We start from the raw sequence: 24,292 nt of genomic DNA, 5'->3' as shown, positions 1-24,292 counted from the left end.
CGAAGGTGTGAACTGAAGCCCCAGTAAACGGCGGCCGTAACTATAACGGTCCTAAGGTAGCGAAATTCCTTGTCGGGTAAGTTCCGACCCGCACGAAAGGTGTAACGACTTGGGCACTGTCTCAACGAGGGACCCGGTGAAATTGAAATACCTGTGAAGATGCAGGTTACCCGCGACTGGACAGAAAGACCCCATGGAGCTTTACTGCAGCCTGACATTGGATTTTGGTAAATGATGTACAGGATAGGTGGGAGACTGAGAAATATGAACGCAAGTTTGTATGGAGTCGATGTTGGGATACCACCCTTTATTTACTGGAATTCTAACTTGAGTAGTAACGACACTAAGGACAGTGTCAGGTGGGCAGTTTGACTGGGGCGGTCGCCTCCGAAAAAGTAACGGAGGCGCCCAAAGGTTCCCTCAGCGCGGTTGGAAATCGCGCGAAGAGTGCAAAGGCAGAAGGGAGCTTGACTGCAAGACGTACATGTCGAGCAGGGACGAAAGTCGGGCTTAGTGATCCGGTGGTACCGAGTGGAAGGGCCATCGCTCAACGGATAAAAGCTACCCTGGGGATAACAGGCTAATCTCTCCCAAGAGTCCATATCGACGGGGAGGTTTGGCACCTCGATGTCGGCTCATCACATCCTGGGGCTGAAGTAGGTCCCAAGGGTTGGGCTGTTCGCCCATTAAAGTGGTACGTGAGCTGGGTTCAGAACGTCGTGAGACAGTTCGGTCCCTATCCATCGCGGGCGTAAGAGACTTGAAGGGAACTGCTCCTAGTACGAGAGGACCGGAGTGGACGAACCAATGGTGTACCAGTTATTCCGCCAGGAGTACAGCTGGGTAGCTACGTTCGGAAAGGATAAACGCTGAAAGCATCTAAGCGTGAAACCAGCCTTAAGATGAGGTCTCTCATAGAGTAATCTAGTAAGACCCCTTGTAGATGACAAGGTTGATAGGCCAGGTGTGTAAGTCCAGTAATGGATTCAGCTGACTGGTACTAATAGGTCGAGGGCTTGACTTAAACATTCAAGCATTCGATTCATCGAATGAAATGATACTAAAATGCAAATTATCTTCTGTGAAGTTTTCAGGGAATGTACTCTAGTAGACATTCACCTCATATTCAGTGGCGATAGCTGCGAGGCTCCACCTGTTCCCATACCGAACACAGTAGTTAAGCTCGTATACGTCGAAAGTACTTGGCTGGAAACGGCCTGGGAGGATAGAAAGCTGCTGATTAAAAAAGCACTTACCATCACGGTAAGTGCTTTTTGCTATGTTAAGACCTGGGTTCCACCTGTTCCCATACCTCGTTTCCTATGAAACCAGCTAAGCAGAATAAGGATGTTCGATAACATATAGGTTATCTTAAACAGCATCGTCGTCGCCTACGAGAAGATCTAGATGTACTTTAGATATCTTAATTTGAGAGATCATCTAAGTCAGCATCGTAACAGTAGTTAAGCCCTTATACGCTGAAAGTACTTGGCTGGCGACGGCCCTGGATGGCCAAGTGTCGGAAGCGCCATGGACGGCTTAGCGAACGACCGATGGTCCCGGATGTATCCAAGTACATATCGTGCCATGGATGGCATAGCGATATGTGAAACGGCCTGGGAGGATAAGTAGATGCCGGTTAAAAAACACTCATCATTCGATGAGTGTTTTTTTGTTTTTATAAGTCAACAGTACTTTGCTGCTGTCCTCGGATGGGCCTAGCATCGGAGCGCCATGGACGGTTTAGGGGACGATCGTCTGTTTTGAATGGATATAATCCTGAGCTTTGGTAACTACTATATACGTATAGAGCAGTATATTAAAAAAAATGCATACTGTTTGTCTTTACAAAAGCATCTATATACTTAAAATACATATGATATAATATAATAAATGTATCCTCCTATAGTATATATGTACATGAAGTGTAATCTCAGGGGGTGGGGTATATGTTATGGTCAAGGATGTTAGCTTTGATAGTAGCGTTTATTTATCTATGGCTTTATCCTAGTATGTTCCTTGTGCCAGATGACTACCGTGATAGCTTTTGGTCCTTAGAATATAATATCTCCCGTAAAGGGATTGTGGTCAGTCGAGAGGTGTATGAGATAGAAGCTTTTTTTTCTAGTCATACTGTGTATAAAGTTGGAATTTTGAGTGATGGTCAGCTCAAAGAATTTTGGGTGGCTAACAATAATTTAGTAAAACGTTTGGTTGAACATGAAATAGCACAATTTGTGACTAGAGGGGATGTTATAGTCATGGCTGAAGAGTTTAATCACACGTCGTGCATAATTTCGCGATTTAATGAAGTTTAATAGGATATATAAAGGCCATATTAGCATCTAAGCTGATATGGCCTTTATATATCCTATTAACGCATAGTTATTACATTCATAAGGAAACATGACTTCTTCTGTACACCAAAACAATGGCATATGTCGCTGTTTGTTATAGTAAGAAAGCTATCCGATAACTATGGTAGTTTTTTAAGGAGTAGGATTAGCCCGTGAATTTAATGGTATAAGAATAAAAATGGCATCATATGATTTCCAAATAATAGTTTTAAGAGGTGTTTGGTATGGTTGAATGGTATTGGTTGATTATTGCCGGTATCGCGGGGGGAACTGTCGGCGTACTTGTAGCTTCCTTATGTGCTATAGCCAAACAGGAAGGACATGATTATTAATTTGGGAATACAGACTGCCCATTTATAAATACATGCTCTATTTGTGTAGAGATGGCAAACGGATCTCCATCAAATATAGCTAAGTCAGCATCTTTGCCTTTCTCAATACTTCCGATACGATCGCCTACTCCAATAATGTCAGCAGCGTTTTGAGTAATTGCTTTCATCGCAATATCACGGGGGAGTCCTTCTCGGATTGCTAAAGCCGCCTCTAAGCGGAGGCTGCTTACGGGGAGAAAAGGATGGTCAGTAATAAGGGCAATTTTAACCCCTGCTTGATGCAAAAGTGCTGGCGTTTGATAGGTTCGGTCTTTTAGTTCGACTTTGACCCTTGCTGTTATTGAAGGACCAATAGTAGCCGCAATATTTCTCTTAGCTAATTCTTCTGCAACTTTGTGCCCAGCGGTTGCATGTTCAATGGTCAAAATTAAATCAAATTCTTCAGCTATTCTGATTGCTGTCATGATATCATCGGCAGCATGGGCATGAGCACGTAACGGGATCTCTTTGTTTAGCATCATTACAATAGCTTCCAGCCTCAAGTTGCGGTCGACATTACCAGCGCGATAATTTTTATCGTAACTTTGTGCTTTTATTATATTTTCGCGAATCATGCCAGCGATACTCATCCGAGTAGACGGTGGCTTGTTTTTATTCATATACATTTTGATTGGATTTTCGCCAAACGCCATTTTTAAGCCGGCGGGCTGCCTTACCACCATGTTATCGACTATATTGCCATAGGTTTTAATCGCAACACTTTGCCCGCCAATGACGTTTTCACTGCCAGGAGTAACTATAATAGTTGTAGTACCTGAGCTATAGGCATCGTGCAACCCAGGATCTTCGGGGTTAATTCCATCAATAGCACGAAGATGTGGACAAACAGGATCATTGACTTCGTTCTTATCCAAATGGGCATCTCCGGCGGCCTCTTCGGCAATTCCAAGATGAGTATGGCAATCAACAAGCCCAGGTGTGACCGATTTGCCTTCAGCTGAAATTATTTGAGCATTATGGGGAATTGGCACATGGTGCCCAACGTCAATAATTTTGTTTTTATCGATTAAGATAGTCGCACCCTGTAAAACCCCAGAAACTGCAGTATAGACTATGCCACCTTGAATAGCTAACATATTTGGCCTCCTGTTAGAAAAAATAGCTACAAGGTATGGTGTGCAAGTTGAACTAATTTTATCCTGGCAGCGAAAATCACGATTGTTTTAGGGTAATGCTTTAAAAATTTTGCTGGATAGTGTAATATAAAGCAGGAAGCCAACATCTATTTGCTGAACTTAGATGTGGAAGGAGTGTAAGTAGTTGGATACAATTCTTTACGGAATAGAGCATAAGATACGCGATGGAGTAAGGCTGACTAAAGAAGAAGGTCTAGCTTTATTTAATTCTAATGACCTAGCCTGGCTTGGCCAGTTAGCTGATATTGCAAGGAAGAAAATTAGCGGTGAATATGTTTACTATAATGTAAACAGGCACATAAATCTTACGAATATATGTACAGCTCGCTGCAAATTTTGCGCATTTGGCTGTGATGTTGACAGTGCTCAGGCTTATACTATGACCAAGGAAAAGGCACTTGCCTTAGCAAAACAATCTGCGCAAGATCCTGATTTACGGGAACTGCACATTGTGAGTGGACTGCATCCGGAGTGGCCGTTTGAATTTTACCTCGATGTTATTAGATCGCTTAAAGAGGAATTACCACATATTCATCTGAAAGCTTTTACTTCAGTAGAAATATCATATTTTGCTAAAATTTCCGGCAAATCTACTGAACAAGTACTTAGAGATTTAATTGCCGCTGGTATAGACTCTATGCCAGGAGGCGGTGCTGAAATTTTATCTGACAGAGTACGTGAGCAGTTATGCCCCAAGAAAGCTACTGCTGGAGAATGGCTGTCAATTGCCCGACAAGCACATAAACTAGGTCTTCGGACCAATGCAAGTATGCTTTATGGGCACATTGAGACATTTGAAGAACGGATAGACCATCTGATTGCACTGAGAGAACTGCAAGATGAAACAGGCGGGTTTCAGACGTTTATTTGTTTTCCGTTTCACCCTGCAAATACCGAACTAGAAAATAAGATTACACGTACATCAGTCTGGGATGACCTCAAAACAATGGCGATATCTCGCGTGATGTTGGATAACTTTAAGAATATTAAAGCCTATTGGATTATGCTGACACTGCCCATTGCTCAACTGGCGTTAGGCTTTGGTGCTAATGATATCGATGGTACAGTTAGTGAAGAAAAAATAGTACATGCCGCAGGAGCAAAATCAAGCCGCTCCTTAAGTAAAGATATGTTAATAAACTCGATAAGGCAGGCTGGTCGTATACCAGTCGAGCGCGACTCTAAGTACAATATAATAAAAGTTCTATAAAAAGCAAAGAACGGCATTCGCTGTTCTTTGCTTTTTTTCGTGTGTTTAGAGTAAATGTATAAAAATTTTTGGGGAAAACTAAATTCGGAGGTGATTTTTTATTAAGATAGGAAAGTAACCTTTCCTAAATGTAAGATGTGCGTATCAATTTTTCTTACTCCAAGAACCGTGTGTGTTCTTATAATCTTTTCCGAAATATTATGTTTTGGAGGTAAATATGGATAAAATTGATCGCAGCGGATCTGTGCGTGTAACTTTAGGAGATCCAAAAGATTATCCTAATTGGAAAAGCGCTAAAGAGACAAATACACCGATTAACCCCAAATCAACTGATATTTCTGCGGGAAAAGCAAACAAGTAATACGTATCGAATAAAATTAAAGGAGTGAGGTTATGGGAAACATTTATGACAAAAATACCGAATCTAAACATGGACCATGGGGTTCAGTAGAACCTAAGCATCATGGGCCTTACGGCAATAAAGATAATCAGCAACAAGCATCAGCCAGTTTTAGCGGTGAGAAGAAAGTAAAACCTATTAATAAGCCAGAAAGAACGATATAACTGCAGGGGTGACTATCGATAAAGGCTCATTTGCGTCGCTCAACCTCAAACCCCATTGCTTGCGTACGATCGCAGTACGCGGCGCTGCTGGGTTTTGCGGTGCGCCTATCAACTGAACCTTTCTCAATATCTTAGATGATACTAACAGGGGGTGGCTAAAAGCCACCCTTTAAATTTTATCTTAATGACTATCTGGTCTGCTAATAGGGGAGGATACTTATAGCAAATAACGAATGATAGGTATTAAGGATCATTTTTATGGATGAGGTGCGGCAGATGAAGTGGATTTTAGTAACAGTTTTCTTAATATTTAACTTATTTTATTTTTTCCTGGAAATGCCTGTTTTGTCGTGGGGATTTACCGACTGGTCAATGTTAGCGGTTATATGGGGATTGTTTTTACTGGCTATTCCAGCGGCGCTCATGATTAACAAAATCAGGGCGATGCTCAAGGGGACTTTTTTAGGCGAGTTTCTTGAGAGAAACTTTGGCTGGTTGTTCAACCAGCGTGATAATGTTGTTGATATTTCAAATTACCAGAATTACAGCGGTTTGTTAAAAAAGTATAAAATTTTAGCTGGTCTGGGCGCGACGTTAGCTTTAGTAGGATTGATGAATTTATTAATATTGCCGATTTTGACTAGTTTACCTTTGTTTTATAGCCAATCATATAGAAACTTATTAGGGGAAGTAAAGGAGAGTTCGTTTACTTCCGATATCGAGCCAATTAACCTCGCTCAAATCAGGATTGTTGATGAGGAAACGGCCCGAAGACTGGCTGAAAAGAAGATTGGCGAAGTTCCGGCATTAGGAAGCCAGGTGCAGATGGGAGAACTTGCCCTGCAAAAAATTAAAGGCAAACTATACTATGTTGCTCCGCTCGAGCACCGCGGCATATTTCAATGGTTTTCAAATTTTGCACGAGGCAGTGAAGGTCTTGTTATGGTATCAGCGACTAATCCACAAGATGTAAGATTGGTGCAAGATGTATATATTAAGTACCAAATGCGAGGGTTTATTTTTGACTTTCTACCTCGTTATTTATATTTTAAAGGTATAGTTAATTATGGTATGGCCGATTTCTCATTTGAAGTAGATGATGACTTAAGACCGTTTTGGGTTGTTACCTTATACAAAAATAAGATTGGTTATGCGGGATCAGATGCGGTTGGTGTAGTGACCGTAGATGCCCAAACAGGTGCAGTTGCAAGGTACTCACTTGATAATATACCAGCATGGATTGATCGTGTTCAGCCGGAACAGATGATATATAATCAGATAAGAGACTGGGGTGAATACATAAACGGCTTTTGGAATAGCATATTGGCTAAGAGCGGAACTCTTAAGCCCACAAGTAATGAGTTGCACTTAATCTATGGTAATGACGACAATGTTTACTGGTATACCGGTATTACATCTTTAGGCAGAGATGAAAGTACTGTCGGCTTTATTTTAGTAAATTCCCGAACCAAGGAAGCTAAATGGTATAAGGTCGCCGGGGCTAACGAATCCGGGGCGAGGAAATCAGCCGAGGGACAAGTACAGGAAAAAGGATATCGGGCTGGCTATCCTATTCTATACAACATAAATGGTGTTCCAACATACATTGCACCACTTAAAGATAAGGAAGGTCTATTAAAGTCAATTGCCTTTGTATCTGTTGAAAACTATAATCTGGTTGGTGTTGGTTCTGATATTGAAAGTTCACTTCGAGCTTATCAGCATGTATTAGCTAATCATGGAAATATGTTTATTCCCGGGAATGAAGCGAAAAGGGTTCAAGTTCAAGGCAAAGTCAGTCGATTTTCGCATGTCGTCAAGGCTGGGGAATCCTATTTTTATCTTATGTTAGAAGGTGACTCAAGGATATTTGTGGGCACAATTAGCACTTCACCCAAACTTTCTTTGGCTAAACTCGGTGACAGTATAACAATAGTTATCAATGATACCAAGGAAACAACGATAAATATTGTTGAGTTTAAGGGTGAAAGCTATTAACAGGAGTGATAGGATTGAGTGAAACCCGAGTTAATAGTGAAATGAAAACTAATAGAAATAAAGCGGCAGTTACTCTTGGAATAGCTTCGGTAGGATTATTGGCTAGTTTCCCCTATCGCGGCTATTTCTGGGGCGGCCTTCTTATGAGTGGATGTCAGGCAGCAGTTGTTGGTGGTTTGGCTGATTGGTTTGCAGTTACAGCTCTATTTCGCAAACCGTTAGGAATACCATTTAGAACAGCTATAATACCAAGAAATAGAGAAAAAATATTTCAAGCTGTGACTGAGATGGTACAAGCAGAGCTATTATCTAAAGATAATATTATGAAGGCATTAGATAGCTATGATATTTCTGAGGTATTATTGCACTTTCTGGACGATCACAACGGAAGAAAATATCTAAGAGACATAATCTATAAGTTTGCCTACAAGTTTATCGAACAACTTGATGCAAATGAAATAGCCCATATATCAGGCAGCTATGTGCGTAAACAAGTTAAGAATGGAAAACTAGTGCCTTTAATATTAGAAGCGGTACAATGGCTAATTGATCATAATGTAGATGATAAAATACTAAGTTTTGCATTAGAACAAATTGAAAAAATAGCTAATCATAAACAAATGCAAAGTTTGTTAGCAGATTTATTTGTCGAGACGAGAAAATCTTATGAAAGAGGCCTAGAGAGAAGAAGGGTGTTTAATAAAATAATCGATTTGGAACCTAACCAGGTCGCGGCTGACACCCAGTCTTCGCTGCTGAATTTCCTAGAGGAACTGAAAGATCACAATCATCCATTTCGGAGCAAACTTAAAGAGCGTTTTCATAAAACTCTAACAGATCCCAATACTGCCGTGCTGCTTCAGCAGCAGATTGAAAACTTGTTGGATGGAAAGTTTAACTTAGAGCAACATATTGCCGATAATTTTGCTGATTGGCGCAACAAGGCAATCAGTGATGGTGAAGATGCCGCTTGGCTAAATAGACTCTCTAATCAAGCAAACCAGATTATCGATGAGTTTGCGGACAGTATGGGCAAACGGGAAAAGCTTAATACTTTTGCTAAGACCTTGCTCAGCGAATGGTTTGATAAAAATCATGCCGAAATTGGCATTTTAGTAAAAGAAAGTCTGGAGAAGATGTCTGATGAAAAGCTGGTAGAGTTTATCGAGGATAAAGTAGGCAATGATCTGCAGATGATTAGAATAAATGGATCAGTGGTTGGCGGATTTGTAGGGATGCTTATATATTTAATGACTTTCTGGTGGTAGAAAGTAAGGTGAGGCAGTTGAAGTTTAAAAAAACGGCTAATATTATGCTGGCAGTGGTATTTATGTTCTTTGCAATAGCAGCAATAATAAAGTATCACTATCCATACAGCACCGCGGCAGCAATATTTTACGTCACGGTAGAGGCAGCTTTGATAGGCGGAATTGCTGATTGGTTTGCGGTAAGCGCTTTATTTGGACGTCCGCTAGGAATTACCTGGCATACCGAGATCATACCACGCAATCGTGAGAGAATTGCCGAAGCTCTAACTACGGCTATTGAAGAAGATTTATTAAGTGTAGAAGCTATCCGAAAACGTCTTTCTAATATAGAATTTATTGAAGTATTTATCGATTGGGTAGATCAAAAGGGCGGTAAAGAAGTTTTGGCGGATATGCTTTATCGGCAAAAAGCTTTAGCTTGGGACGAGAAAAGTATTCAGTCTATTGGTAGCTATTTAGAAAACGTATTTAAAAAAAATGCGAAACAAATAGAACTAGCTCCGCAGTTAGGTGCAGTAGTAGTACAAGCATTGGAACAAGGAAAAGGCGAAGAATTACTTGATTTTTTGCTTGAAGAGTTAAAGGCATCCGTTGAAAAACCTAAGTTTCGCCGAGCTGTTTATCTATACATTGATGAACTGAAACATAAAAATGCTCGCTCCCTTTTTGAAAAAGCGTTAGTATGGATTGGTGAGCAGACAGATAGTATTAATATTGAGGAAGCTGCTAATGCACTATGTGATGAGTTAGTATTACTGCTTAATGATTTGACTAAGAAGGACCATCTCGTTAGGCAATGGATAAACGTTAGACTTATCGAAACAGCAAATAATCTTCAAAAAGATACCATATGGATCGAGGCAATTGAAGATTGGAAATCAGATTTAATTGATCAGATACGTATTGATGAAACAATAACACCAATAGTTTCGAAAGCTGCTAACAGTACTTATTCTCCTGTATCGGCATGGGTAGCCGGACAAGTAAAGCAGTATTGGGAAATATTCAAAAAAGATCAGCAGCTAAAAACTTGGTTTGAAGCTAAGCTGAAGTTCGTTGCATATCGACTCATCCAGAAAGAACACCATTTGATAGGAATGATTGTCAGATCTGTCTTGGGAGGTTTCTCCAATAGCGATATAAGTAGGTTTGTTCAGGATAAAACAGGTGACGATTTGCAGTGGATAAGAATAAACGGCTCAATTGTAGGTGGGATTGTAGGTTTATTAATATACATATTTTTGCATTACATCTATGAGCCAGTTTTGCAGTCAAAATTGTTGGATATTGTTTAGAGTAAAAGAAAAGAATTAAGATATTCCTATTACCGATTTCATTCTGTAATTATAAATCATTAAATGAAGATAATAATAAAGCATCGCAAACTTATTATTATTGGAGGTGATTTGATGCATTGGCTAATTCGTCCAGCTATTGGCTGGGGCGCATGGTTATTGCTTCATAGTGTGGCTATCCCCGCAGTATATGCACTTGGTAAAAGTTGTGGAAAAAAAGAATGTCCAAAGAAAAGACAGCACACCTCCCAAATGGAAGCCATCGAAACAGCCGAATAACGTAAAAGCAGCTGGTGTCAATAAGATACCAGCTGCTTTTGTTTTACTATAAGAATGCTAAACTTTACAACATACATAAGTGGTATGAGGCATGCGCTGTCGAGTTCACTGCAAGCAGTGTTTTCTTTATCTATCGTAGGATCATCTTAATTTCAATAATTATCCAGATAAGTTTAGATGTAAGAGTATTGTCAAACTAAAGTGGAAATAGTATAATCAAAGAAAGTGATAATCATTATCATAAAAACATTAACAACAAATTTACCATTCATTAACCTTTAAGATAGAAAATATAGATATAATTGCGATAGGGTCTCTTCATTTAAAGAAAGTGAGTTAAAACAATGCTATATATGATGAATCGGGAGACTAAATTTAAAAATGCTTGTGTTCAAAAAAATAAAAATGTTACTATGTTGTCTGCTGAAATAATTAGAAAAAGAGTTGTCATAACAGAAACTGAATTTAAGCTGCGGATGTTGGAAAGAAACATATGCCAGCATGAGGCGAGGGTTGCCGAGGTCGTTGAAGCATGTATTACTAAAAATATTCAACGAGTAGCATCTTTGTATACCGCCTGCAAAAGTCAAATTTGCTCTCATATAGATACTCTTTTGCAAGATAGCTCCAGTAAAAATATTCATGCTGTTCTTAATAGGTTGATAAGTGAACGTCAAGTAGCTGAATTAGAGCAGGAAATAAGGTTTGAAACAATCACTCAATTTAAGTATTTGTTTGGAATTAAGTCGAGAAGTTTAGCAGCGGTTCGCCCAGAGATCCATGATATAGCGAGTATTGCCAGCTTGGGTAAGGCAATAGACGATTATCGACTAACTATTTCAATAGGGCATACTATGCTCAAAGCTAGCAATAAAATTTGGGACAAGAGCGTAGATAAGCTAAACATGTCAAAGCCGGTTGAGTGCGTTTTTAAAAAGTTAGAACTAGGGAATATCTTTTTATCGTCGGTAAAGTGTATGCCTTATGCAGTTACATCCTCTTGTAAAAAACAGTTAGAAGCTAGGCTGGCGGGAATTGTAGAGAATATCTGTAAACGTCTGCTGAGCGAATATAATAACCAAATTGCAAAAAACTTTTATCAAATGTTTGATGATGTTTTTGCTAAGGAATATAATTTTGAAAAAGCTCAGCTTCTGGAACAAATGAAGCTGAAGCGTCACTCGGGCTGTGTGCCACTAACTTTATATGCAGGAAACAAGGCTGTATAACTAAAGGTTATACAGTCTTTTTTTCTGATGATGAAGTTGATGCTAGTTTAGGTTAAACATAGAATCTACTTTCATACTTCCAGTTTTGTATATACATGGTTAATTTTGGTTAAGATAATAGTACGTTTAAACAGAATATCAGATCGAAAGGATGGATACACTAGTGCCTAGAGAAGGTGAGAACAACTCAACGCGTGAAGAACGCCGTGATTTAATAGATAATAATAGGACAGTTAAAGAAAAGCGGCGCCGACTGCAAGCTCTTCAGGCTATGAATGGAGAAACAGTTGATTCGCTTGATCAAATTTTTGAGGCAAAGCTAAATGCGGTACGCATCTATGAACAGCGACTGGCTCGGGTTACCGATCCATATGCAAAGCAGGCTCTAGAAAAGATGATTCAAGACGAACGACGTCAACTTTTAAATTTAGCCGAGCTTATAGATCTAGTAGAAGAAAGTCCAGATATGGGAAGATTCACAAGGGCTACCAGGCAAATGACTCATCGTTTGAAGGCTGGCAATGGCAAGAATATTGCCTATGGACTAGGGGCTATAGCCTTAGCGGCGTTGCTTATTCCAGGTGTAAAAGATGCACTTAAGCCTCTAGCGTCAAAAGTTATTAACGGTGTGAATGACTTAACAGAGCAGGCACAAGGCTTGATAAGCGGCGTTCGTGAAGATGTGGAAGATTTGGTTGCTGAAGCCCAATTCGATAAGATAAAACAGTCCATCGACAATGCAGTTGTTGAAGACGACTTCTTTTCGGATCCTAATAAATAATCATAGGATGACTGCTTAAGGGGGATAATAGGTGTCGAAAGTTCTAGATATGGAAGAAAAAAAAGTAGATAGGGTATTGGAGTTAAACTCACTACTTCGACAGATAGCTTGTGATCTTAAAGCAGCTGTAGATTTAACGTTGGAGGTACGCCGCCAATCACCGCAATGTAAGGAAGAGACAATACATCTTTGGGAAAATTTCTTGGGCGGCTTATTTGGATATATTAAACAAAAAAGTAAAGAGAGCAAAGACAATCTTCTATCAGGCATATCCTTAACTCGGATGAGATTCTTTTAAGCAAGATAACGGTTGCCAACAAATAGCGAGGACCTGTGTCCTCGCTATTTTAGCTAAACAATTTATTTGAGTAAGCTATATTGAATTATGCGTATTTTGCTTTAGTATTTCTACTTATGCATTGCCTATAATTACTAAGGAGGCACTACTATTGCCAGCTCCAATAATTGCTACTAAAACACTACATATGATACCAGGCAGATTGCGTATTACTGTTGAAGGATCGAAAAGAGACCGCGTATTTTCCAGCTACTTGTTTTCGCAATTGAAAGTGATAGCGGGAATAAAAAGTGCTTCGGTCAATTACCTTACCGGACGAGCGCTTATTTATTATGAAATAGAAAAGTTGTCTTTAGCGGATATACAACAGCAAATAGACATAATTCGCCGGCAATTTTTGCGAGGATTAGAGGAAGCTAAGCTTCCAGCCGCTGCTGCCGCTTTATGCCCAGAATTGGGGACTACTAAACCAGCAAATGAGATCAGGAATAAAGAGAAGGAAGGAGAAGCCGTTCCAAGGTTTCAGCTTATTAATACTGTTGTAACAGGTGGCGTTTTAGCAGGAATAGTATTCAAACGTCTCGTTATGGGTCGATCATTGCTTTCCACATCACAGCGGTTATTTAACTTTACGGCTATAGTTACCATTGTTGCAGGTTATCCAGTACTGCGCAGTGGCATAGCAAATTTGGTTGAAAAAAGAAGGGTCAATAATGATTTATTAATATCTGTCGCATCTTTAATCTTATTGGCAATGCGGGAAAATATCGCTGGATTATCAGTTTTGTGGCTTGTACAGCTTAGCGGCTTATTTAATTACATTATGCATGCACGCTCCAGGCGTGCTGTTCGGGAGATATTAATAGGCAAGCAAAGCAAAGTTGTTTTGGCTAACAATGAAGGTTATCAGCAGGTGGATACTAGTGATTTGAGCATAGGCGATATAATCGTTGTTAGACAAGGCGAGCATGTAGTTGTTGACGGTGTTGTAGTAGATGGAAAAGCTGTTTTAAACAAGGCGGCAATATGCGGTGAATACATACCAGTCGAAAAAAATAAAGGTGATGAAGTAAGTGCGGGAATGGTTGTCGAGGAAGGCACCATTCTCGTCCAGGCAGTGAGGGTAGGTAAAGATACCTCGGTTGCCTCAATAATCGCATTAATCGAGCAAGCAAGTGATAAGAATGGTATTAGTAGATCGGGAGAAATATATTCCGGTAAACTTGTTCCTTGGACTATAGGCATTGCGGCGGCTATTTTCTTGTTAACTCGTGATTACCAGAGGAGTCTAGCCGTTCTATTGGCTGGCTGTCCAGCGGCAGTAGCATTATCTTCTCATACTGCACTTGGAATGTCGGTTGCGCAGGCAGCGAGTCAGGGAATATTTATTAAAGACTCACGTTCGATAGAGGCTGCTGAACAAATTGATACAGTACTATTTGATAAAACTGGCACGCTAACACAGGTTAAACCACAGCTTTCAGAAATAGTCGTATTAGGTCATGAGTATACAGAGGACGATATTCTCGCTTTGGCGGCAGCTCTTGAAAAATCATCTAGCCATCCGATAGCACGAATGTTATATCATGCTGCACGAAGTAAAGGGCTAATGATACCTGAAGCTGATACAAAGATTACTTTAGGTAACGGTATTATTGGCAATATCGGTGCGCAAGAGCTGAGTATAGGCAATGAAGAGCTTATGCGAAGTGAAGGGATTTCTACTGAAGCAGCAAAAGGACGAACTTTGCGGTTCAAGCATCTTGGCAATAGTGTAGTGTATGTTGCAATTAATCGGAAGCTGGCAGCGCTAGTAGGCATAGAGGATATTCTAAGACCAGAGAGTATCTCGGCAATAGAAGGGATTAGATCTGCTGGTATATCAGATATTGGACTTATAACAGGCGATACTACAGATAGTGCAGCAGCCGCAGCCGCTAAACTTGGACTCAGTCAGAACTGGGGCGGAATGCAGGCAGCTGACAAGGTGGAAATCATCACAAAAATCAGGCAGGATGGCAAAAAAGTCGCAATGGTGGGCGATGGATTAAATGATTCCCCTGCAATGTCGGCAGCGGATTTAAGTATAGCTGTAGGTTCTGCCGGAACGGACCTTGCGGTGAGAACCGCCGATGTAGTTATATGCGGCAATGATCTTAGCCAGATCCCGGCAGTGTTAGAGTTAAGCAAGAAAACGATGCAAGTGATGAGGCAGAATGTGACTTTTTCTGCTGGAGCTAGTGCCGTGGGGATTGGCCTGGCAGCAATGCAGATAATGTCACCGGTTACTGCAGCATTATTCCTAAATCTTAGTACGCTGGGGGTAGTGCTTAACTCTGCCCGATTATTAATGAAGAGACGACCACAGAATAATACATCTCCAGCTAAAAGCATTAATAATAATGTGCTTGACTTGCAGCGGTTTGCACAAACACCGACAAGTATAAATGCTGCTAGCCAGCCTAACAAACTGCTGCACCTTCCTTTAAATCAGAAAAGAGAAATAAATGATCATTGGCACGTTTTGCCGGAAGCTTCAATATGTGAAAAATTAGGCAGCTCTGCTAGATTTGGGTTAAATGAGCAAACAGCTATAAGAAGATGTGAAGAGAATGGGTTAAATGTCTTAGCCGAGGGCAAAAAGATATCCTTTTGGCAGTTATTTCGTGATCAGTTTAAAGACTTTATGGTCAAGGTTTTACTCGGGTCCACGGTACTTTCGTTTGTCCTTGGAGATGTGAAAGATGCCATACTGACAGGCTCGATACTTATTGCGAATGCTTTATTAGGAGCTTATCAGGAGAGTAAGGCGGAAAAATCGCTGGATTCTATAAAGAAGATGACCCCGCCGATGGCGCGAGTAATTAGAGGCGGACGAACTCAGTCGATTAAGGCAGAATATCTAGTACCAGGCGACTTGATTATCCTTGAAGCTGGTGATCGTATCCCTGCTGATGCCAGGCTTATCAAAGCTACCCAATTTGAAGTTGAGGAAGCATCATTAACAGGAGAAACAATACCAGCCAAGAAGAAGTGCAGTCAATTGTGTGACGAGGATGCTACATTAGGCGATAGAAGCAACATGGTTTTCATGGGCACAAATGTGACGAGGGGGCGGGCCCATGCAATTGTGGTTGCTACTGGTATGTCTACAGAAATGGGGAAAATCGCCGCGTTGTTGCAGAATAGAAAGAACGAGCCCACGCCATTGCAGATACGCCTAGAGGAGCTAGGAAAAATTATTGTTGTTGGCTGTTTAAGCGTAGCTGGTATAGTGTTCCTTACCGGAATATTACGAGGGCAAAGCCTGTTTAATATGGTGAGATCTTCAGCCACAATAGCGGTTACCGCAATACCTGAAGGCTTATCCGCAATCGTTATTGTAGCTCTGGCTTTAGGTGTGCGGAGAATGGTAAAACAAAATATTCTAGTTAGGAATATGGCGTCGATAGAAACGCTAGGCTGTGCTACTGTTATATGCTCAGATAAAACGGGGACACTCACTAAAAACGAGATGACTGTGCGGAAAATCTATACTGCCGCTAGTATGTGGGATATAGATGGTGAAGGATATTGCCCGAAAGGCAAGTTCTATCAGAAACAAATACAAACTGATCCTAGAGAAGATGCGGCTTTAATGCAGACACTATTAACTGGTGTACTCTGCAATAACTCTAAACTGGTTAGTGGCAAAGAGACTTTCCAAAATAATGTTGTAGCAATAGATAATGCCAGAGAAAAAGGTTGGTCGATTAATGGAGATCCAACAGAAGGGGCACTCTTAGTTGTCGGTGCGAAAGCAGGTATTTGGGAGCATAAACTAGAGCAATCTTATGTGCGGGTTAAAGAATTACCATTTGAAGCCGAGCGCAGAAAAATGTCAGTAGTTTGCAAAGGACATAATGATGAAAATGTTCTGTACTCTAAAGGCGCGCCAGACAGTATTATTTCGGCTTGTACTCATTACTTAGTAGATGGAGAAGTCAGACTAATGTGTGCCGAAGTTAAACAAACACTCCATGAAGCATGTGAGAATATGGCAAACGACGCACTAAGGGTATTAGCTACCGCTTATAAGGTTGTAGATGATTTCGAAGAGGATGACGATAGTCTTGAAACAGGGCTGATTTTTTCGGGATTAGTGGGGATGATTGACCCGCCAAGACCCGAAGTCTTGCCAGCTATCGCTAAATGCAAAAAAGCTGGTGTCAAAGTTGTTATGATAACTGGTGATCATCCCAGCACTGCAATGGCTATTTCAAGAGAACTCGGATTATTAGAAGCGGGCGGCAGAGTTTTAACAGGGCAAGAACTTGATAAGATGTCGGATGACCAACTTACAGATGTTATAGAAAGTATTAGTGTCTATGCTCGTACAGCACCGCAGCACAAAATGAGAATTATAAAATCCTTTAAGAGCAAAGGATATGTAGTAGCAATGACAGGCGATGGCGTTAATGATGCTCCGGCAATAAAGGCGGCCGACATTGGAATTGCTATGGGCATAACAGGCACAGATGTTACTAAGGACGCGGCCTGCATGACGCTAGCTGATGATAATTTTGCAACAATTGTTAGAGCTATGCAGGAAGGGCGGGCAATATATGCTAATATACGAAAGGCTATTCGCTATGCGTTGGCTACGAATATCGGAGAAGTTGTACTGATGTTCCTGGCAGCACTTATTGGACTTCCGTTGCCGTTGCTACCAATACAATTGCTCTGGATAAACTTAATCGGTGATGGCCTCCCGGTAATAGCACTGGTTAATGATCCGCCGGCTGAAGGCATAATGGAACAGCCGCCTAGAAGTGGAAACGATAGTGTGTTTTCAGGGAATTTAGGTCGTAAGATTTTAACAAGAGGTGCAATAATAGGTGCAGCCGGATTAGCGCTATATGCATGGAAACTTCGGTCAACTGGCAGCCTTATTTTAGCTAGAAGTTTAGTAGTGGCGCAAATTGCCGTCAGCCAGTTCGTACATATATTTGACTGCCGTAAAGAGGACCGTACCGGTAAAGTGAGCTTTTTCAGCAACTGGGCACTTTTGGGAGCAGTCGGATTATCAATGGCAATGGTCGCAGGCATAATCTATATACCTGCACTGCAAACAATCTTTGGTACAACAGGCTTAACAGCGCTTGATTGGATGCTTGTCTCAGCATTATCGATAGGTACAGCTTTTGTAGATTATGGAGCTGAAAATGTTTTAGCACGAATATCACCTAATAAAGACAGCGAAGTTACATGCTGTTTACCGGCGCCTATGGCAGCCGAATAATCAAAAAAGCTAACAGCGCACCAAGTGGGGCGCTGTTAGCTTTTTTATGGCATGAAATAAACAGAAGGATATCGCAGTCATAAAAATAGAATCAAACAGCCTAGTCTGTTTGATTCTTCATGTGTCAATATTAATGTTTAGGAAGCTCAACGAAGTCGCCTTCCAACCCATCGTTAGGGTCTTCGTTAGAGTCTTTATCATTGCTTAAAGTTTTGGCTTCGTCAATAAAATTTTTGACACCGAGCGATGCATTATTAAATAAATCCTTAGCTTTATTAGAAGCTGCCATCATCCCAGCAGCTGCAGCAATTGCCACTCTGCGAGGATGAACGCTTTTGGAAAATTCCTCACAAGAAGCGCAGCAGTCATCGCCTTGAGCCTCAGCCATCATGGATTGCATTGTATGACGTGATTTTGTAGAAATACGCTTTGCTTCCTCGGAAACAGACAGAACACCGCGTACTGCCAAAACTGCACCAGCCCGAAGACCTTTGCGTACAGTTGGGATAGCTAAAGCTATTGCAGCCCCGCCTATTATAAGTCCCAAGGGTGAAGTTCTTGTTAAGATACGTGAACCATAACCCAGAATATTCATTCCTTTGCCTCCTTAAAATGTGAACCAGAAATATCTATTTTTTTGGCTTCCTCGACGATTGAATATAAATTGCTCGCAGTTGCTACCGCTAGACAACGCAAGCCTTTGCGGACTATAGGCAGAGAAATAGCTAGAACTGCACCACCAACAATTAATCCAGCAGGTGAAGCGTTCTTTATAACATAAGCTCCCCAGCGGAAAACATTCATTATCTAGACCTCCTTGTAATAGAATAACTATTATAGGCAAGAGAATATAATTTGCTAAGTTATTTATATTAGTTCCCGAATTTACGATAATTTATGAACCGTAATAAAACACTTTTAACACAGATATAATTTTCTATAAAAATAGCCTGCACATTAAACTAGATAAATGGAGTGGTATTATGAATGTTGGATTAGTTGGGATAGGGCGCATGGGAGAAGTTTTGGCGAAAAAACTAGCTGGTCACGTGGACTTATGGCTGTTTGACCGGGACTCCGCTCGGACTAAAGCACTCGCAAATGAACTAGATGTATCTGTGGCAGCCAGCCTTTCAGATATTGCTAAGTTGGGAACAGTAATATTAGCTGTTCCAGACCGTGAGGTCATAAGTTGTATTAAAGAGTTTAATCAGATAAATCAGCCATTAACAGTAATAAATGTTGCCACAAATGTTGCCCAGAGAGTATTAAATGAAGCAGCCGCATCACATATTAAATGCATCGGGGTAAAACTAGTTGCTCATGCGGGTGAAATGGCATTGGGATTAGAACCGGTGATTATTGTTAATGAGCGCCCGCCGGAGTTAGTAGAAGCTGCTGCAGAAATTTTTAAGCCGGTTGGTAAGGTCGTTATTGGGCGGGCAGATATTGTAAGCAGTATAAACATTACCGCTGCTCAGGCAGCATTGACCGCAGCGGTACAAATAGAAGAAAACTTGCAGCTGCAAGGTATCACCGATGAAGTTATTATTAAGAGTGCTATAAGACAAGTAGCTGCAGGAATTCTTAAAGCCTATGCTAACAATGATTTAGGGCCATTTGCTCGTGATGTGGTCCAGGCGCTTAAAACTAAATTAAGAAACTAGTGTAAGCATAATGGTATCTCCCGCAACTGTACCTATCAAGAATGTCGATTCTGTGTATTTTAAAAGGATCAAACATGCATTATAATACAGAATATATTTAAAAGCTTCTCGATAACAAATACTAAATGTAACTAGAAGAATACTAAGAACTACCGTTTTTGAGAGCGTACTTTTTGGGGGGTAACTTAAAATGCAACAAGGTACTTTTCGTGTAAAAGCCGGTTTAGCAGAAATGCTTAAAGGCGGCGTAATCATGGATGTAACAACTCCGGAGCAGGCTAAAATAGCTGAGCAGGCAGGGGCTTGTGCTGTTATGGCGCTAGAGCGTGTACCTGCTGATATACGTGCTGCCGGTGGTGTTGCCAGAATGGCCGATCCTACGATTGTTGAAAAGATTATGAGTGCTGTAACTATTCCGGTTATGGCCAAGGCGCGAATAGGCCACTTCGTTGAAGCCCAAATATTGGAATCTTTGGGTGCTGATTATATCGATGAGAGTGAAGTGCTTACTCCTGCGGATGATAAATTCCACATTAATAAAAACCAGTTTAAAGTACCATTTGTCTGCGGTGCTAAAAATCTAGGCGAAGCATTGCGCCGCATTGGCGAAGGTGCTGCTATGATCCGCACCAAGGGTGAGCCAGGTACAGGTAATGTTATTGAAGCTGTAAAGCATATACGAATGGTGATGAGTGAAATTCGCACACTGCAAAACCTACCAGAAGAAGAAGTAGCGGCTTTTGCTAAAAACATTGCTGCTCCGCTTGAATTAGTTATCGAAACTAAAAAATTAGGCCGTTTACCTGTAGTTAATTTTGCAGCTGGTGGTATTGCTACTCCCGCTGATGCTGCTTTGATGATGCAGCTCGGCTGTGATGGTATTTTTGTCGGCTCAGGTATTTTTAAATCCGGTGACCCTGTTAAACGTGCTAAAGCGATTGTTGCTGCAACTACTTACTATAATGATCCTAAAGTGCTTGCTGAAGTATCTAAAGATCTTGGTGAGCCTATGGTTGGCATCGAGATTGACACCATTCCGCAGCATGAGCGTATGCAAGAACGCGGCTGGTAAGTTACGCTGGCTGGATCAGACTAGAAAAGAGGGAAATCGGTAATGAAGATTGGGGTATTAGCGCTGCAAGGCGCATTCCGTGAACATTGCTGGATGCTCCATGAGTGCGGCGTAGAAGCAGTTGAGATTCGTAAGGCAGATGAGCTTGATGAAGTAGCTGGTCTTATTATTCCAGGCGGTGAGAGCACAACTATCGGCAAACTGCTGAACGACTGGGCTATAATGGATAAAATAAAAGAGCGAGCCGCGCAAGGTATGGCTATCTATGGAACTTGTGCCGGAATGATACTGCTTTCAAAAAATATTGTAGATAGTGATCAGCCGCGGCTAGGGCTTATGGATACATCGGTACGCCGTAATGCTTTTGGTCGTCAGTGTGAAAGCTTTGAGGCCGACTTATATGTAAAGGAATTTGGAGTCGAACCTGTCAGAGCAGTTTTCATTAGAGCTCCTTATATCGAAGAAGCAGGGCCTGAAGTTAAAGTTATGGCTGAGGTTAAAGGAAAAGTCGTTATCGCCCGTCAGGGGAGATTTTTGGCTACAGCTTTTCATCCCGAGCTTACTAGGGATAATCGCATCCATAAGTATTTTATAAAAATGATACAAGAGTAATCTAAAGGCCGTCGACGCTAATGTGTCGACGGCCTTTTTTGCTAATCACAATAAAAAAGACCTATTGACGATATTAATCGTAAATAGGTCTTTTTTTGCGCATAAATTACTTTTTAAATTCAGATGGCTCTACTTGTATCACATAGTAGCGGCATTCTTTTAATTCTGCACTTTGCATTTCATGCTCGGTATCAGCAGCGAAGGCAAGACAATCACCGGGATTAAGCTCGTATGAATCATCTTTTCCTAAAGTAACTTTAAGACTAGCCTGTTCAACAATTATATATTTTTCAGAGCCGCTTTTATGGGGAGGCAAAATTCCTGTAGTTGCGCCAGGTGGCGATATAAGATATTGGATGCCAAGACCTAAATCAGATGTATGTACAATCAACTCTCTTTGAATTAGCGAAATTGGATCTTCTTGTACGACCCTGTCACCAATTCGCCTAAGCTGTACACGCTCGGAATTAGTTTCATCAAGCAAGGCTGAGACTGAGGTATTTAAGCCGCACGCGATCTTATTTGCGACTGCAATTGTTGGGCTAACCTCGTCTCGTTCTATTTTAGAAAGCATAGATCGGCTAATACCAGATTTTTCAGCGAGTTCCTCTTGAGAAATTTTCTGTTGTATTCGCAAGTTTGCAATATTTTTCCCAAAATTTAAATTTCTATGACTCAAAGCGGCACCTCTCTAGCCTAGAGTAGTCTAGGTTAATATATATAGTATAAATTTACCAAAAATATAAAATACAAGGAGGAATCTGCGATTTCTTGAGTAATATATTACACAAAGAGAGTAATATATTACTCAAGAGGAGTTTTCTACATACACTCATTATACATTATTTTTGCGGTAAAGCAGTCCTCTTTGAGGTTTAAATTATTAAAAGAAGATGTTTTAGAAAGAAAACGTCTTTTAAGGGCCGGCATATTTAAATTAGGTAAAGGAGGTGAACAACAGCTCTGAAGTGGGGAAACTAAGCGATTAATATGTTTAATTTAATTATGTAAGGGAAGGTGTTTATGGTATGACCTGGATTCAAGATTATAATCCGTTAGGTAGTATTGGGCTATCGGCGCTGATAGCTGCTATTCCGCTATTCATTCTCTTGTATATGCTGGGTATTAAGCGTTCTAGAGGTCACAATGCGGCCTTTGTAGGGGTTCTTTCTGCACTGTTAATAGCTGTTCTTGTATTTAAAATGCCGGTGAGTTTAGCAATCAGCGCAACTTTAAATGGAGCTCTAGTTGGTATATTTCCGATTGTATGGATCATTGTTACTGCTATATGGGTTTATAATATGACTGTTGAGGCTGGAGAATTTGAAATTATTAAAAATTCATTAGCTTCAATTACTGATGATCGCCGGCTTCAGGCAATTTTCATTGCTTTTGCTTTCGGCTCATTTATCGAAGGTACTGCTGGTTTTGGCACGCCGGTAGCTATTACTGCTGCAATGCTGGTAGGACTTGGCTTCAATCCTGTTTATGCAGCAGGTATCTGTCTTGTAGCAAATACCGCCCCAGTTGCCTTTGGAGCAATTGGTATTCCGGTAGTAGTTTTGGGGCAAGTAAGCGGAATTGACGCTTTTACACTTAGCAAAATAATTGGCAGACAGCTGCCGTTTTTATCGGTTATCGTACCTTTGTGGGTGGTTGTAATGATGTGTGGCTGGAAGCGGGCAATGGAAGTACTGCCGGCAGTTATTGTTGCCGGTGTTTGCTTTGCAGGAACACAGTTTTACACATCAAACTACATAAGTGTTTACTTGCCGGATATAACTTCGGCGTTCGTGACTATAATTGGTTTATTAGTATTTCTGCGTGTTTGGAAACCTTCAAATACTTGGCATTTCCCAGATGAAAAAGTCGATTCAAATGGTCCGGTAGAGCTTAAGTATTCAGGAGCAGAGGTACTTAGGGCCTGGGCACCATATATTATCTTAGCAATCCTTGTATTCTTATGGGCTGATGATAAATTTATTGGATTTAAAGCAGTTTTGGTTAAATGGGAAAAGATTATTGGCTTAACATCCTTCCAATGGCCAGGACTACATAATTTAGTTATAAAATCAGCGCCTGTTGTGGCTAAAAATGCTCCGTATGCTGCAACTTATGGCATTAATTTCTTGTCTGCAGCTGGTACAGCTATCTTCTTCACAGGCATTATTTCCTTGTTTGTCATTCCAAACTATGGATTCAGTCGCGCAACCACATGCTTTGGTAAGACTATAAAGCAGCTTATATATCCAATATTCACTATAGCTATGATTCTTGGCCTGGCCTACATAATGAATTACTCAGGCATGAGCTCAACATTAGGTATGGCCTTTACTGCTACAGGTGGAGCTTATCCTTTCTTTGCACCATTTTTAGGTTGGCTGGGTGTATTTTTAACTGGTTCTGATACATCAGCCAATGCATTGTTTGGATCGATGCAAAAGACTGCCGCGCAGCAGCTTGGTATTGATCCAAATCTAATAGTAGCGTCTAACTCATCTGGTGGGGTTTGCGGCAAAATGATTTCTCCGCAAAGTATTTCGGTAGCAACTGCCGCTACTGGTTTAGTTGGTGAGGAATCCACGATCTTCCGTTTTGCACTGCCTCACAGTATAGCTATGATCATTCTCATAGGTGGGTTAACATATTTGCAAGCCTATGCACTCCATTGGATGATGCCGTAATATCTAAGGCGGCAATTAATTGACATCAAATTAATTGATGTATACACTCCTAGTAACCCAAGTCAACACCAGAACAGCAATTGTTCTGGTGTCTTTTTTTATATATTTCATTTTGAAATGATTCAGGACTAACAAGAGTCGTTGGAGGTTTTGCTTCCACGGCTCTTTT

General features: G+C 40.8%; 20 protein-coding genes and 2 rRNA genes. 18 read left to right on the top strand and 4 right to left on the bottom strand.

Annotated elements, in window-relative coordinates:
• The 3 genes from V6C17_RS07645 to V6C17_RS07635 form a co-directional block, all read left to right on the top strand.
• A 23S ribosomal RNA gene (locus V6C17_RS07645) occupies positions 1–1,024 on the top strand; the annotation flags it as partial.
• Between the two features lie 101 nt (positions 1,025–1,125).
• A 5S ribosomal RNA gene (gene rrf, locus V6C17_RS07640) occupies positions 1,126–1,242 on the top strand.
• 707 nt (positions 1,243–1,949) lie between these two features.
• Positions 1,950–2,318, top strand: a complete 369-nt coding sequence (locus tag V6C17_RS07635) for a hypothetical protein (protein WP_333521956.1) — start codon at positions 1,950–1,952, stop codon at positions 2,316–2,318.
• Between the two features lie 367 nt (positions 2,319–2,685).
• Here V6C17_RS07635 and V6C17_RS07630 read toward each other — a convergent pair whose 3' ends face one another.
• Positions 2,686–3,825: an amidohydrolase gene (locus V6C17_RS07630; protein ID WP_333521955.1), complete on the bottom strand. Its 1,140-nt coding sequence runs from the start codon at positions 3,823–3,825 to the stop codon at positions 2,686–2,688.
• A 184-nt stretch (positions 3,826–4,009) separates the two neighbouring features.
• Here V6C17_RS07630 and mqnE point away from each other — a divergent pair, with 184 nt between their 5' ends.
• From mqnE to V6C17_RS07575, 11 genes are all read left to right on the top strand, one after another.
• On the top strand, positions 4,010–5,095 hold the full coding sequence (gene mqnE / locus V6C17_RS07625; RefSeq protein ID WP_333521954.1) for an aminofutalosine synthase MqnE: 1,086 nt from the start codon (positions 4,010–4,012) through the stop codon (positions 5,093–5,095).
• Between the two features lie 217 nt (positions 5,096–5,312).
• A complete protein-coding gene (locus V6C17_RS07620; RefSeq protein ID WP_333521953.1) occupies positions 5,313–5,456 on the top strand; it encodes a hypothetical protein in 144 nt (47 codons plus the stop codon).
• A 32-nt stretch (positions 5,457–5,488) separates the two neighbouring features.
• Positions 5,489–5,659, top strand: a complete 171-nt coding sequence (locus V6C17_RS07615; protein ID WP_333521952.1) for a hypothetical protein — start codon at positions 5,489–5,491, stop codon at positions 5,657–5,659.
• Positions 5,660–5,935: 276 nt separating this feature from the next.
• Complete coding sequence (locus V6C17_RS07610; RefSeq protein WP_333521951.1) at positions 5,936–7,657, top strand: hypothetical protein; 1,722 nt, start codon at positions 5,936–5,938, stop codon at positions 7,655–7,657.
• A gap of 14 nt (positions 7,658–7,671) precedes the next feature.
• On the top strand, positions 7,672–8,925 hold the full coding sequence (locus V6C17_RS07605) for a DUF445 domain-containing protein (protein ID WP_333521950.1): 1,254 nt from the start codon (positions 7,672–7,674) through the stop codon (positions 8,923–8,925).
• Positions 8,926–8,942: 17 nt separating this feature from the next.
• Positions 8,943–10,220, top strand: coding sequence for a DUF445 domain-containing protein (locus V6C17_RS07600; RefSeq protein ID WP_333521949.1), 1,278 nt, complete (start codon positions 8,943–8,945; stop codon positions 10,218–10,220).
• 114 nt (positions 10,221–10,334) lie between these two features.
• Positions 10,335–10,499, top strand: coding sequence for a hypothetical protein (locus tag V6C17_RS07595; RefSeq protein WP_333521948.1), 165 nt, complete (start codon positions 10,335–10,337; stop codon positions 10,497–10,499).
• Positions 10,500–10,843: 344 nt separating this feature from the next.
• Entirely contained in the window at positions 10,844–11,728 is an 885-nt protein-coding gene (locus tag V6C17_RS07590) for a hypothetical protein (protein WP_333521947.1), read from the top strand.
• Positions 11,729–11,891: 163 nt separating this feature from the next.
• The gene (locus V6C17_RS07585; RefSeq protein WP_333521946.1) at positions 11,892–12,509 is read left to right on the top strand and encodes a hypothetical protein; all 618 of its coding nucleotides are present in this window, start codon (positions 11,892–11,894) and stop codon (positions 12,507–12,509) included.
• A gap of 31 nt (positions 12,510–12,540) precedes the next feature.
• Complete coding sequence (locus tag V6C17_RS07580; protein WP_333521945.1) at positions 12,541–12,807, top strand: hypothetical protein; 267 nt, start codon at positions 12,541–12,543, stop codon at positions 12,805–12,807.
• Between the two features lie 151 nt (positions 12,808–12,958).
• Positions 12,959–18,088 (top strand): heavy metal translocating P-type ATPase, encoded by a 5,130-nt coding sequence (locus V6C17_RS07575; protein WP_333521944.1) that lies wholly within the window; start codon positions 12,959–12,961, stop codon positions 18,086–18,088.
• 130 nt (positions 18,089–18,218) lie between these two features.
• On the opposite strand, the gene V6C17_RS07570 is transcribed toward V6C17_RS07575, so the two are convergent.
• Together V6C17_RS07570 and V6C17_RS07565 are read right to left on the bottom strand one after the other, a co-directional pair.
• Positions 18,219–18,683, bottom strand: a complete 465-nt coding sequence (locus tag V6C17_RS07570) for a hypothetical protein (protein WP_333521943.1) — start codon at positions 18,681–18,683, stop codon at positions 18,219–18,221.
• Positions 18,680–18,892, bottom strand: coding sequence for a hypothetical protein (locus tag V6C17_RS07565; RefSeq protein ID WP_333521942.1), 213 nt, complete (start codon positions 18,890–18,892; stop codon positions 18,680–18,682). The genes V6C17_RS07570 and V6C17_RS07565 overlap by 4 nt, the downstream gene beginning before the upstream one ends.
• A 179-nt stretch (positions 18,893–19,071) precedes the next feature.
• Between V6C17_RS07565 and V6C17_RS07560 the strand changes: the two genes are divergently transcribed.
• The 3 genes from V6C17_RS07560 (at position 19,072) to pdxT (ending at position 21,439) form a co-directional block, all read left to right on the top strand.
• The gene (locus V6C17_RS07560) at positions 19,072–19,755 is read left to right on the top strand and encodes an NAD(P)-binding domain-containing protein (protein WP_333521941.1); all 684 of its coding nucleotides are present in this window, start codon (positions 19,072–19,074) and stop codon (positions 19,753–19,755) included.
• 190 nt (positions 19,756–19,945) lie between these two features.
• The gene (pdxS, locus tag V6C17_RS07555; RefSeq protein WP_333521940.1) at positions 19,946–20,827 is read left to right on the top strand and encodes a pyridoxal 5'-phosphate synthase lyase subunit PdxS; all 882 of its coding nucleotides are present in this window, start codon (positions 19,946–19,948) and stop codon (positions 20,825–20,827) included.
• A 42-nt stretch (positions 20,828–20,869) separates the two neighbouring features.
• Positions 20,870–21,439, top strand: coding sequence for a pyridoxal 5'-phosphate synthase glutaminase subunit PdxT (gene pdxT / locus V6C17_RS07550; protein ID WP_333521939.1), 570 nt, complete (start codon positions 20,870–20,872; stop codon positions 21,437–21,439).
• A gap of 106 nt (positions 21,440–21,545) precedes the next feature.
• On the opposite strand, the gene V6C17_RS07545 is transcribed toward pdxT, so the two are convergent.
• A complete protein-coding gene (locus tag V6C17_RS07545) occupies positions 21,546–22,118 on the bottom strand; it encodes a helix-turn-helix domain-containing protein (protein ID WP_333521938.1) in 573 nt (190 codons plus the stop codon).
• A 349-nt stretch (positions 22,119–22,467) separates the two neighbouring features.
• On the opposite strand from V6C17_RS07545, the gene V6C17_RS07540 reads away from it, so the two are divergent.
• Positions 22,468–24,123, top strand: a complete 1,656-nt coding sequence (locus V6C17_RS07540; protein WP_333521937.1) for an L-lactate permease — start codon at positions 22,468–22,470, stop codon at positions 24,121–24,123.
• The last annotated feature ends 169 nt before the right edge of the window (positions 24,124–24,292 follow it).

This window comes from Dendrosporobacter sp. 1207_IL3150 (assembly GCF_036763085.1).
In the GTDB taxonomy this organism is placed as follows: domain Bacteria; phylum Bacillota; class Negativicutes; order DSM-1736; family Dendrosporobacteraceae; genus JBAIYU01.
The sequence above is the reverse complement of the archived record's forward strand: the minus strand, read 5'-3'. Positions and strand labels throughout refer to the sequence as shown.